6 protein-coding genes are annotated in these 13,082 nt (G+C 53.8%); 4 read left to right on the forward strand and 2 right to left on the reverse strand.

Translation table 11 applies throughout. The features are described 5' to 3' along the window. Positions 1-5: 5 nt before the first annotated feature. Both QJ48_RS07285 and QJ48_RS07290 read right to left on the reverse strand, forming a co-directional pair. Positions 6-9,089: a polymorphic toxin-type HINT domain-containing protein gene (locus QJ48_RS07285; RefSeq protein ID WP_054972973.1), complete on the reverse strand. Its 9,084-nt coding sequence runs from the start codon at positions 9,087-9,089 to the stop codon at positions 6-8. Positions 9,090-9,148: 59 nt separating this feature from the next. Beyond that, positions 9,149-9,874: an RHS repeat domain-containing protein gene (locus tag QJ48_RS07290; protein ID WP_202813828.1), complete on the reverse strand. Its 726-nt coding sequence runs from the start codon at positions 9,872-9,874 to the stop codon at positions 9,149-9,151. 531 nt (positions 9,875-10,405) lie between these two features. Between QJ48_RS07290 and QJ48_RS07295 the strand changes: the two genes are divergently transcribed. The 4 genes from QJ48_RS07295 to QJ48_RS07310 all read left to right on the forward strand — a co-directional run. Then, entirely contained in the window at positions 10,406-10,987 is a 582-nt protein-coding gene (locus QJ48_RS07295; RefSeq protein ID WP_054972975.1) for a TetR/AcrR family transcriptional regulator, read from the forward strand. A gap of 41 nt (positions 10,988-11,028) precedes the next feature. Beyond that, positions 11,029-11,889: a transporter substrate-binding domain-containing protein gene (locus QJ48_RS07300; protein WP_054972976.1), complete on the forward strand. Its 861-nt coding sequence runs from the start codon at positions 11,029-11,031 to the stop codon at positions 11,887-11,889. A 27-nt stretch (positions 11,890-11,916) separates the two neighbouring features. Then, positions 11,917-12,561, forward strand: a complete 645-nt coding sequence (locus QJ48_RS07305; protein WP_054972977.1) for an amino acid ABC transporter permease — start codon at positions 11,917-11,919, stop codon at positions 12,559-12,561. A 15-nt stretch (positions 12,562-12,576) separates the two neighbouring features. Continuing rightward, a partial coding sequence (locus tag QJ48_RS07310; RefSeq protein WP_054972978.1) for an amino acid ABC transporter ATP-binding protein occupies positions 12,577-13,082 on the forward strand: 506 nt, incomplete at its 3' end.

Below are 13,082 nucleotides of genomic sequence, written 5' to 3' on the forward strand. Positions count from 1 at the left end.
CCTTTTTATGGATTAGCGGTTTCGATATGGTAATTTTTAATCTTAGTCCATACCCCGTTCATCAAATTCCACTCTTCAAAATTCCCTTCATATCTTTGATTACTCTGTTTGTACTGCATCCTAAATCTAAACTGAACACCATTCTCTGCTTTTCCAATCCAACCAACCCCATTTCCTACGGATGTATCTTTCACTGCTCCTTTACCTACCCATTTTTGTCCAGCTTGGAAAGCCGTTAAATAGTCAACTGTTTGGTCGGCCAGTCCAATCCTTAATGAATTAGAACTGTTTTTGGCTAAATTGTATAAGTCTTCGGAAGTACCAGTAAAACAACTGAGATTATGAACCCAAATTCCCAAACTACTTACAAAGTAGGTATGGAAGTCGGCAACAGTAAAGTTGTATACCTTTACCTTTTCATCGTGATGCACGATTTCAATGTTGTCAATCTTTAAATGATTTCCGTTACTTTGTACTAGTTCATCGCCTACCTTCAAATCAACAGCAAGTACCCATCCTTTGCCTTCTACCCAGAACGGATGATTATCGGTGGTTTCAATAATCTGCTCACCGATCGACAACTTATAGGTAGTATCTTTCTCATTACGATGAAGAGCCGTCACTTCCTTATAAGCCTGCTCCCCAGTCTCTTCATTCTTGGAAAGAACCCTATCTCCGACCTCAATGTCTTCAATATTCTTCTCCCCTTTATCCGTGAGGACCTTCGTCCCGGCGGTAAAGCAGTTGCACCCGTTGACCAGCTTCTTAGCGGTATTTTCCGCTTTTTTCATCCATGGTCCCATAAACAAGCGCTCAAGCTGCTTCTCCGCGGCGATGACGCCTTTGGTCGCATACTTGCCCACGTGCTTCAATCCCGGAATCGGGATCAGGCTCAGCGCACTGCCGATACCTTCCGCCCAGCGGTCCCCTGTAGACAAGCGTTCGCCTGTTACAAAGTTGGTGCCCAAGAATGCTTGCTGGAAGCCTTTGAGCGTACCTACCCAAGGTACCGTATCGACAAGGAAGTTGCCTCCCTGCAGCAGGAACGACGAATCGCCATCCCGGCTCAGGCCGAACGGGTCCACATACGAAACCGGGTTGCCGTTGACATAAGCGTACCGGTTAAGCGTCGAAGCTTCGGAGATCGTTCCGGTCAGTACGTCGCGATTGATAAAACGCTTGATCTCCGGCTGGTAATATCTGGCCCTCATGTAGTACAAGCCATTCGGGTCCGTCATGACCCCGTCGCGTCCGTTGTACTGGAACGGGTTATCCGTGTTCCCTTCGTGCTTCAGCGTTTCCCCGTAAGGGCCGTACGTATAACGATCCGTCACTTGGCCTTTGGCGTCGGTCAAGGCAATCGTACTGCCGCGGCGATCGTAATGGTACGCTCGGTATTCGCCCGAAGCTTCTTCCCGTCCGATCAGACCCAGACCGTATACATAGTAAGCCTTGGCCTTTCCTTGGTCGTCCTTCTCCATCAGCACCTGCGGCAGCCATGCATTCGGGTTCACGACATACCGCGTGGTCTGTCCGCCCGAAATCACGGCAATGCGCTGGTTCTCGGCATTATAAGCGTAGCTTACTCCGCCTGCTGCAATCAACCGGTTGCGTGCATCGAAACGATACTCCTGCATCGTCCCGCCCAGAGGCCCCCAAGTCATGTTCCCATCCTGATCGTAGGTCACGGGATTTCCGTTAAACGTCGCAAGGCGGTTATCCGACGTATACGTCATGGCGATATTTCCCGAAACCGAACCCGGAAGACTCGTCATGGAAGCATAGGTTGCCGAGGTGACCGTTCCTGCCGCGCTTCGTCCATACACGGCCGCCGTGACTCCTTGCGCGCGCTGGCTCGCGGCCTCATTGCGTTCTTTAATGACGTTGCCCGCTTCATCGTACCCGAATTGATATTGGCTAATATAGCTGCCGTCGGCGGCGCGGTCCCACAGCTTCATCAACTGACCGGCTGCGTCATAGTCCCGGGTCTCCACGCTGCCGTCCGGCCGGGTGGTGGTCAGAAGACGGCCGTTTGCATCATATCCGTACGCAGTTTTCCGTCCTGCCCAGTCCGTTACTCCCATCATGCGGCCGGCGGCATCGTACGTATAAGTTACTTTCTTCCCGTCCGGATAGGTCAAGGTCGTCAACTGGCCGATTTCGTTATAGCCGTATTGCAGCACATTCCCATCGGTATCCGTGTACTTGATCACCCGATCCAGTTTATCGTATTCCCGGGTAGCCGTTTTCCCCGATTGATCCGTAACGGCCGTGATGTTGCCGTTCGCATCGTACGTGTACGTCACAGCCCCTTCGGGGTCGGTAAACCGGTCGAGCCTTCCCGCTTGGTCGTAACGATAAGCCGTAGCTTGTCCGCGTCCGTTCGTCTCTTGTTCAAGCCGTCCGTTCGCATCGTAAGCATAGGTATGAGCATGGCCTGCGGCATTCGTCTCGCTGAGCAGCCGCCCTGCTTTATCATAGACGTACTTCGTTTCATTGCGATTCGGGTCGGTAACGCCAGTAATTTGGCTGACCGCGTCAAAAATTTGCGCGGCTTTCCCTTGCTTGGCGTCGGTAACCTCGACCAGACGGTTCAACTTATCGTAAGCCAGCTGCGTCTGGCGTCCTTTTGGATCCGTCCACTGGGTTAGCCGGTTCAGTGCATCGAACTGCTGCGTGACTTTGCGGTTCAAGGCGTCCGTGATGGCAACCGGATTGCCCTTCGAATCGAACTCCACCGACCTGATTTTACGGTTCATCGCATCATAGACGGCTGTCATTCGATCCTTGACGTCGTATTCATAGCGGGTGGATTCGCCAAGCGCATTGGTCGACCGCACCAATCGGCCCTTCGCATCGTAGGCGTACAGATTGCTGTGACCGAGCGCATTCGTTTCTTTCACCAGGCGGCCTTCGCCATCGTACTCGAAACGGGTCTCTTGATTCAGCGCATTTTTCACGCTGGCAAGATTTCCATTGCCGTCATAGAAATATTGCGTCACGTTTCCTTTGGCATCCGTTTCCGTCAACGGGTTCCCCATCGGATCGTACGTGTACGAGACCGTCTGTCCTGCCGGGTCCGTGACGCTGAGCACCTGATCGTTCGCATTGTAGGTCAACACGGTCTCTTTGCCGTCGTTCCCCTTGATCGCGACAACCCGGCCGGCTGCATCGTAAGAATAAGTGACGGCGTTGCCTTCCTGATTGGTTACGGAAGTAAGCAAACCGTTGGTGTAGCCGTAGGTCGTTTGCCTGGACAAAGCATCGGTCGCTTGAGTCATCAACCCGTTCGCGTCATACGCATAGGTCGTTAGATGACCTTCCGGATCGGTGACCCCGATCAATCGGCCTTTGGCATCATAATGGCTGACGATCTGCTCGTTTTGCGGATTGGTGACCGTGAGCAGATTGCTGTCGTCATCGTAGGTCATGGTTACTTTTTGACCGGATGAGTCCGTAACGCTGAGCAGGTTCCCCCTGCCGTCATACGCAAACGTATCCGTCTTGCTCTCCGCATCCGTGACCTGCGTCCGGTTGCCTTCGCCGTCATAGGTGTAGCCCGTCTCCTGACCCAGTGCATCCCGTACGCGAAGCAACTGGTAATTCTTGTCGTGGGTCAATACGTTGATGCTGCCTTCACGATCGGTAACCGCGGTAACGAGGGTACCGTCTTTCTCGACATACTCGAACTTCGTAGCGCGATGCCCTGCAACGGCATCCTGCTGCGCAATGATCCGGCCCTGGCTATCGTACGTATTGCTGAATGTCCGAACGCCTTGCTCCGTTGCCGTGAGAATGCGGCCTTTAGCATCATAGCTGTATACCGTTTCCTGACCTGCGGCATCGGTGATTTTCTCCAATTGGCCTTTCGCATCGTAAGACAGCTTCACCTGGCGCTGAAGCGGGTCCTGCACGACAGCCAGCCGTCCATTGGCATCATAGGTTAGTCCGATTCCTATGCCGGATAGCGGCTCGGTTACCGAGGCCAACTGCCCGGAGGCGTTATAGCTAAGCGATAAAGCTTGGCCCTGCTTGTTGCCCAAAGAGAGCAAGCGGCCGGCTGACGAAAATTCATAAACGGTGCCGTCCTTGCGGGTTAAGGTATAAGAACCGTCCGCCCGGCGGACCAGCCTATCCAGCTTCACGGCGGCTTCGTCGGAGGCATAGAGCCCGCCGCCTTTCGAAGTAAACGTATTTTTTCGGTTCGCGTTCCAATGAACGCTCAGCTTACCATCGCCTGCATCCTCCAGACGGATGTCGTACAAATGCCCCCAGCCCGGACCCATCACGCCCGAATTCAAGAGCAAAGAGTAATACTGCACCGTAAACGGCACTTCTGCGGCGCCATGCGCGGTAAGCAGCGTGCGCTGGATGATTTGCGCACCTGTTGCCGTATCGACCGGGTCGGCATGCAGGGATTGCGTATCATATTGCGAAGGATCCAGCTTGCGGATCTCTTCGACAGCACCTATGCCGGAAATCGGCTTGTCGGCCGTCTCGAATGCAAAAGCATCGGCAGGACCGAATACATCCAACTCGGCTGTTCCGGTATTCAGGATACCGTAACGCACGCCGGCCGGAATCGTAAGCGGACTGACGCCTGGATGCTGGGTTCCGTCTTCTTTCACATAAGTGAAAGAGCCTCTTACCGCAATCGATTGCGGGTTTCCTGTCCGGTTGGCCGCTTGCATACTTTGACTCGGTGCGACGGACGCCGAAACAAGCGCCGGCCCACTCCGGTCAGTCATCTGAAGCGTGTCGTACGGTCCCCATACCGTCAGATTCGCAGCTTCCGTGTTCGTGATAGCCGCCCGTTTACCCGATGCGACGGTTAAAGCATAGCCTTCAAAAGCTTTTTGATACGGCTGAATGCTTCCGTTCTCGTTCATGACGGCATAGTCGAATTTACCGCTCGTACGCAGGCTGGTTCCAGCTGTTGTCGCCGCTTGAGCTTCGAGGCTTTGGCCGGAGGCCAACGTCTTGACCAGCAGCGCCGGATTGGCCCGGTCCGCTATGCGGAAAGCGTCCTTGGAGCCTATCACTACAATCGTTTGATTATCCCGGTTGGTTATCGCGATCCGATGGGAAGCACCAAGAGGAATACTCCCAAAAGTACCTTCCCTGTCGTAGAACGAAATGTCCCCGGAACCGTTGTATTTGACTACGTCTATGACGCCGGAAGCTTTCACGCTAAACTCCCTGGAGGAAATGTTAACGGCTTCCATGCTTTGGCCAGGGGCCAGCTCTTTCATAAATGCGACAGGGCCGCTGCCATCATCGACCGTCACCGCATCGAAAGGAACGGCGATCTGAAACGGCGCCGTATCCGCGTAAGCGATCACGATCCGTTTGAACGGGCTGAGCGAAATGCTTCTTGGGGTGGCTCCTTTTACAAAAGAAGACACGCTCCCGTCCGAATTGTAGATCGTATAGTCGGAGACGCCTGTGACATCGATATAAATCGTGGCTCCCGTCACGTTCATGAGCCCTACACTTTGACCGGAGTCAAGTGTCCGCACATAGAACGCCGGATCGGTACGATCCGTTACCCGGAAAGCGTCGTACGAGCCCTTTACGCGAATGGACTGTGCGTCAACGTTCGTCAGCACGACTTGCCCGCCCGCACTAACTCCATGCCCGGTGGCCAGAGCGCTCCGTCCGTCATACTCGACGTTTCCGCTGCTTTTGTAAGTCGCGTAGTCGTGCTTGCCGTTGATTTTGACCGAGAAATGAGAAGCCGTATCGTTTTTAGCCGCCACAGTCTGGCCAGGAGCCAACGTTTTGACAAACGAAACCGGCGTAGCCCGTTCCGTGATCCGGAACATGTCATAGGGGCCGAAGACCTCCAAGACATCCAGCTCGGCATTCATAATCGCGATGCGTTCGCCGGGGTTCACCTGCTTGGACGTATCATTGGAATCTTGAACATACGACTTGATCGGGCCGGAGCCTTCATACATGGCATAATCGTGCGTGCCTTTGATGGAGACCGTCGTATAGCCCGCTCCCGTAAGGGCCGCTTCCATGCTTTGTCCCCGGGCCAATGTTTTCACGAACAAGGCCGGGTCGGTCCGGTCGGAAATTTGAAACGCGTCGTTAGAGCCTTTCACGGTAATGCTCTGCGTATCGGCATTCGTCACGACGAGCCGATCGCCGGAGCCGATCCCTTTGCTTCCTTTGGGAACTGCCCGTCCGTAATATTCCGGCGAGTTCTTGCCTTTGTAGCTGGCATAATCAAAGACGCCGCTCATCCGGATGGAGAATGACGTTCCCGCTCCGTTAAGAGCATGAACGCTTTGTCCGGGAGCCAGCTGCTTGACGAAAGAAACCGGCTTCGCGCGGTCGGATACGCGGAAAATATCGTAAGGGCCGATCACTTCCAGAGCCGGGCCCTCCGTGTTCATGATGGCGATGTGTTCACCCGGATCGACCTGTTTGGGGCCGCTGCCGCTATCGTCCGAATACGATTTGAGCACTCCGGCGGCATCGTAGATCGCGTAATCCGATAGCCCGTCCGTCGTAACCGTCGACGATTTCGATCCGGTATGAACTGCCTCCATGCTCTGTCCGGCGGCTAACGTTTTCACGAAGAGCGCCGGCTCTGTGCGGTTCGCGAGCTGAAAAACATCATACGGACCCTTGGCCTGAATCGTCCCGGCATCGGCATTCGTTACGATCAATTGATCCGAAGCGCCAACGCTCCGGGTTCCGGCCGCTCTCTTGCGCCCGTACGATTCCGCCTCGCCTTTGCCGTTGTAATTTGCGTAATCGTGCAGCCCTGTCAATTTGACGGAGTATGCTGTCCCGGCTAGATTGACCGCCTTCAGCGTTTGTCCGGGGCTAAGCGCCTGAACGAACGTCACGGGTGCGGATCGATCGGATACCGTAAACGCATCGTAAGGACCCCATACATCGATAGCAACCGTGTCGGTGTTCATCACGGCGATCTTTTTGCCATGGGCGGTTAATACCGAGCCGATCGAATTATCATCCGAATAGCTGACCATCGGGCCGGTGGATGACGAATAAGTGGCATAATCGTACTTGCCGGTCATATGGACGTAATAATCTTTGGCAGTCACATTGACGGCTTCCATGCTTTGCATCGGCGCAAGATTTTTTACGAACAGCGCGGGATTGACCCGATCCGCGGTCTGGATAACATCGTATGGCACCGATATCTCTAAGGCCGAAGTACCCGAGTTGGTCAACGCCACCTTACGAGATGAGCTCACGGTAAAGGTTCCTGTGGCCCGTTTTCGGCCGGACGTCGTCAGGTCGTCGGAATCGGTATAATAAGCGTAATCGTACGTGCCCAGCGTCGTGATGTCCACGCTTCCCGACGAAACGTTCGTCGCTTCCATGCTTTGACCCGGCGATAACGTTCGGATCGTCAGAGCAGGCGTTGTGCGGGACGTAATCTTGTACGCGTCGGAAGAACCGGAAATTTCCATCGAGATTCCACCCGCGTTGGTGATGGCGATCCGTTCCGAGGCCTGATTGTACATGCTTGCAGCGGTCGATCGTCTGGCATAGCTCTGCAAGCTATCCTTACCGCTGTACCGCGCGTAATCGTATTCGCCGTTTAAAGTCAGGTAAAACGCCTTCGCAGCCTGGTTCAGCGCATCGACGCTTTGGCCGGGCGCTAGCACCGCTTTAAACGTAACAGGCTGCGTACGGTCGGCGAAGGAGAACGTCTCGTAGGGGCCGAAAACCTCGGATGATTCGCCTCCGGTGTTGGTAACGGCGAGCCGCTCTGAGCTATCCACCGCCTTATTCGCCGTCTTCTGGGTCCGGGCATATGAAGTAATGCCGGACGAATCGAATACGGCATAATCGTAAGTGCCTCCAACCGTCACATTCGCCGTGTAGGCCGTCGGATTGGAGACTTCCAGACTTTGTCCCGGGCTCAGCATGCGGCCGATGAGCGCCGGATGATTCAAATCAACGACGGAGAAAGCATCGTACGGCCCGGCAACTTCGACCGAGGACGAACCCGTATTGGTCAGATTCAAGTAATTCGCCGCTCCAATGGCATTGCTGCTGAGCCGCTGATTGCGTCCATAGGCAACGACCTGACCCGTACCGCGATGCTCCGCATAATCGTATGTACCGCTTAAGCTGACATTAAAGCTTTTGGGCGAAGTATTGGTCGCCTTCAAACTCTGCCCCGGCGACAGCGTCCGCGTAAAAGAAGCCGGCTTCGCACGGTCGGCGAACGTGAAGCCGTCATACGGTCCGGATACCTCGTAGGCCTTTGAATCCGTATTGGTCACAACCATCCGTTTTCCGGACGATAACTGTACGGTTCCCGAAGACTTTTTCCGGGCGTACGAATTTACCGCTCCGTCCCCATCGTAGATCGCGTTATCCGACAAGCCGCCTACCGCCAAGCTAAGCGTTCTGGGCGATACATTGGCCGCTTCCAGGCTTTGTCCGGGCGATAGCGTTTTGTAGTAAATGGCCGGACTCGTTCGCGTCGAAAATTCGACCATTTCGTAAGGGCCCCACACTTCGTAGGCCTTCTTGTCCCGGTTGGTTAACGCGATCCGATGCTTGGCCGAGAACGTCAGTTCCCCGGCGGCTTTCCCCTTCGTAAACGTCACGACCTCGCCGGCATCGTCATACTTGACGTAATCGCTGATCCCGCCCGTCGTGATGCTGCTGCTCTTCCCCGTCGTATTGGTGACATCCAGGCTGGTGCCCGGGTTCAACCACACTTTCTTTAAGGCGGGAGTCGAAGAGCTTACGATTTGGTAAGGAACTGAGTTGCTGGATAAGGTAATCGACGAAGACGACGTATTCGTAAGCACGATCCGGTTGGTCCCGGAGATCGAATACGACGTCCCTTTGTCGGAACGCTTGTAGTCGTATACCGCTCCGGTGTCGTAATATCTGATGTAATCATGCCCTCCGCTAACTTTCACCGTCGCCATGATGGAACGGCTGTCGGGATAGGCGGTAATGACTACCGAATTGCCGGGAGATAGAACATAAGATACCGGTTCGGCATAAGCTTCCTTCTCCCAGTAAAGAAAGCTTGCGGCTAATAAAAATAAAGCGCAAACGATCCGTCCGATTGAAAACACAGGGTACCCTCCGCTATCAAATTAGAACTCCTATGATGCATGCAGACATCCGCTTTAGTTTAACGCGGTTCAAAGCGAATGTGGTCCCAGCTTACCTGGCCGTTCCCGCCGGATTCGGAGAATACGAGCTCAAGCACAATCCGGGCGCTTACGGCTTGCGCAGGCGAATGGACTGCCTTCTGAAACGAAATCCAACCTGATGATGAGGTATCGGATACGGCGGCTTTTGCCGTGTCTATAACTTTCCCGGCTGCATCCAGAAATTCCACGCCGGCTTCCACCCGGCCGTTCGTTAATGAATCAGCCTTAAACTGTCCTTGCAGCAAGAACTCGTTTTTCCCGTTCACGCGAATCTCTTGGGACAAACTCATGCTTCCGGATTGGGCCGCCGTTCCGTTCATCGTCTGAATACGATTCACGGCGTAGACTTGTCCGTATACGCTTGTCGTAACCACGTCGTAGCCGGCCTGAAGCCCGGGTGTAAAAACGGCGCTCCAAGCTTCGCCAACTCCCTCGGCGCCGGCAGGCCCCTCAAAGTCGCCGTTCACAAGCGCAGGATGGACCACCGTAAAAGCTCTTGCCACAGGTGCAGAATGACTCTGCTCCACGCTGGTAAGATTACCGGCTGCATCATAAGAATAATTCAGGGTCTCCCCGCTATCCGTCGTTGCCGAAATTAAACGGTTCAGCTCGTCGTACGTATACGAAGCGGCCATAACCGGAGTCGCCTGCAAACCAAGCATCATTAATAAGCAGCACAAAACTGCCCGTAGTTTACCATTCACATCCAAATCCTCCTTCTGATCCAAACCTTAAGATAGATCACGTGTGCTTTTTCCCGGTCCGTTTCTTGTTTGTGCGAACATTGCCCCTTCTCCCCCTCGTGCCAGCGTACCGCCTTCCAACAGTCATCATAAATTTGTCGAAAAAACCTTCAGAAACTATACCTGCATAAATAAGAAATTTATAGGCGGTCAGTATTATATTAACATCCATGTCGAAATCCCAAATGCTACGAATCACCTATTTTTACCAAAAATAATGTTAACTTTATTTCCCTTTCCCCTTCCCTATTGTAAAAAAATGTCCACAATCTATCCCCAATATCTGGATAACTATTCTTTCCTTAGGATATTCTATAAACGACTCCCTCCAAATTTCGACAAGATTCGCATATTGGGACTTGACATGGGGGCGCGTTTAAAATATAGTAAACCCATCGGAATTAACCTTAACTGACTCGTCAGTTAAGTGGAGAGGGGCGATGGAAGCTGCCTGCTTTACCGGAACAAGATCAGGACCGCCGTCAGCAACTGATGGCCGCGGCACTGGACTTATTTGCCCGCAAGGGATATCACGGCACGAAAATTTCCGACGTGGTCAAAGCCTCGGGAGTGTCGCAAGGCACGTTCTACTGGCATTTTCAAAGCAAAGAACAGCTCGCGCTGGAGTTAATCGAAGGCGGCAAAGAGAAGCTGATCAAAGTCATCGAGCAAGGCTACCGCAAGCACGCGGGCACGGTAGACGACATGGTAAGCTCGTCCGCGCGGCTGCTTACGGATCTGTTCGCATTCGCCGACCGGAACCGGGATCTGATGGCTCTGCTGCTTATGAAAGGCCAAGGCGCCGATCCGCCGGTGCGGGAAGCTGTCTCGCAGACCTGGATCGCGTTCGAAGAAGCGTTCAGAAGCAACATTCAGCGCGCCATTGAGCTCGGGATGCTGCCGGGGACGAACGATTTGACGCTGCGGGCCAACATTCTCGTCTGTTTAATTACCGGCGTGCTGTCCAAATGGCTGTTCGGACCCATGCACGACGTCGATTTCCAATCCACGTATTCACCGGCGCAAATCGCCGAAGAAACCGCCAACTTCGAATTCCGGGGCTTGCTCGGATAACCTATAACCCATCTACGAAGACCCACAAGGAGGCAACTGCTATGTCTATCAAACTAAGCAAATTGTTTAAATCCGCTTCACTGCTGAGCGTTCTTGCGATCGCGATCGCGGGATGCGGAACCAAGCCTGCCCCGGCACCGGATGCGAACGCCGGCAAAAAACCGGCCGAGACGACAACCGCCGCCAATTCGCTTGAGCAAATCAAGAAAGCCGGCAAAATCAGAGTCGGGCTCATGGGCACCTATGCCCCATACAACTTCCTGAACGAGAAGCACGAAATCGACGGCTTCGATGCGGACGTTGCCAAGGCGGTAGCCAAACGTCTGGGCGTTCAAGTCGAATTCATCACCGGCGAATTTTCCGGACTGATCGAAGGGCTGCAAAAGGACAAATATGACGCACTGGTGAGCCAGGTCACGATCACCGAAGACCGCAAGAAAACGATGGACTTCTCGACCCCTTACGTGAAAAACGCCGTGAACGTTGTCGTCAAAAGCGATAATACGACGATTCAGAAGCTTGAAGACTTCAAAGGCAAAAAGATCGGCGTCGGCCTCGGCACGAACGACGAGAAATATTTACGCGACGTCGCGATGCCGAAGGTCGGCACGTTCGAAATCGCCACATATAACGATGTTATTACGTCGCTGAAGGACCTGAACGTCGGCCGCATCGACGCGACGATCAATAACGTATTCGCGATCAAGCCGCTGGTCGAGAAAAACCAGTTCAAGGTCAAAGCGGTCGGAGAGCCGATTAAAGAGGATTTCGCCGGCATCGCCATCCGCAAAAACAACCCGGAGCTGCTCGACGCGATCAATAAAGCGCTGGCCGAGATGAAGACAGACGGTACGTTCAAAGAGATTTTCCAAAAATGGTTTGGCGTAGACCCGAACTTCTAATCAGACCGAACCGGGAGGATGCACGGCATGGAACTGGTTTTACAGAACTTCCAATTTCTAATGACGGGCGCGTATTATACGCTGCTGATCACGATTGTCTCGATGTTCTTCGGACTCATCATCGGGATGGTCGTCGCCATCGCCCGTCTCAAAGGAAACTGGCTCATAAGTAATCTGGCCAAAGGTTACGTGTCCATCATTCGCGGAACCCCGATTCTGGTACAGATCTTCATTATCTATTACGGACTACCCGACTACGGGATTACGCTCGGGCCGCTCACAGCGGCCTTTATTTCACTTAGTATCAATATCGGCGCCTACTTGTCCGAGACGTTCCGCGGTGCGATTCTGTCCGTGCCCAAAGGGCAGACGGAAGCCGCGCTATCGCTGGGCTTGACGCCATGGCAGACGATGCGACGGGTCGTGCTGCCGCAGGCGGCCCGTGTGGCGATCCCGCCGATGGGCAATACGTTTATCGGAATGCTGAAGGAGACTTCGCTCGTGTCCGTCGTTACCGTGACCGAGCTGCTGCGCTCCGCCCAATTGCTGATTGCACAGTATTATGTCGCGATGCCTTTTTATATTGCCATTGCTATTATGTATTGGGTTATGAGCATGTTCTTTTCGTACATTTTAGACCGCATCGAATCTCGTTTGTCAAAAGCTTATTAAGGGCGTGTGATCTGCATGATCGAGGTAAACCAACTCGGCAAAAGCTTCGGCGATCTGGCCGTCTTCCGCGACATCAATCTACATATTCGCTCCCGCGAAATCGTGGTCTTGGTCGGCCCGAGCGGCTCCGGCAAAAGCACGCTGCTGCGCTGCCTGAACGGGCTGGAGGAACCTGACACGGGATCGATCCGGGTGGGCGATGCGGCATGGAACGCCTCTATGGACGCTGCAAGCAAGAAGCAGGCGATCCGGCACATCCGTACGTTAACCGGCATGGTGTTCCAGTCGTTCAATTTGTTCCCCCATATGACCGCTTTGGAGAACGTCATTATGGCTCCCACGATTGTTAAAAAAATGAACCAGAAGCAGGCCGTCGAAATCGGAGAATCGCTGCTCGCCAAGGTGGGATTGCTCAATAAAAAGAACGAATATCCTTCCCGGCTGTCCGGCGGCCAGCAGCAGCGGGTCGCGATTGCCCGGGCTCTTGCCATGCAGCCGCAGATGATGCTGTTCGACGAGCC

Origin of the sequence: Paenibacillus sp. A3, assembly GCF_001399685.1 — a bacterium.
Classification (GTDB): domain Bacteria; phylum Bacillota; class Bacilli; order Paenibacillales; family NBRC-103111; genus Paenibacillus_G.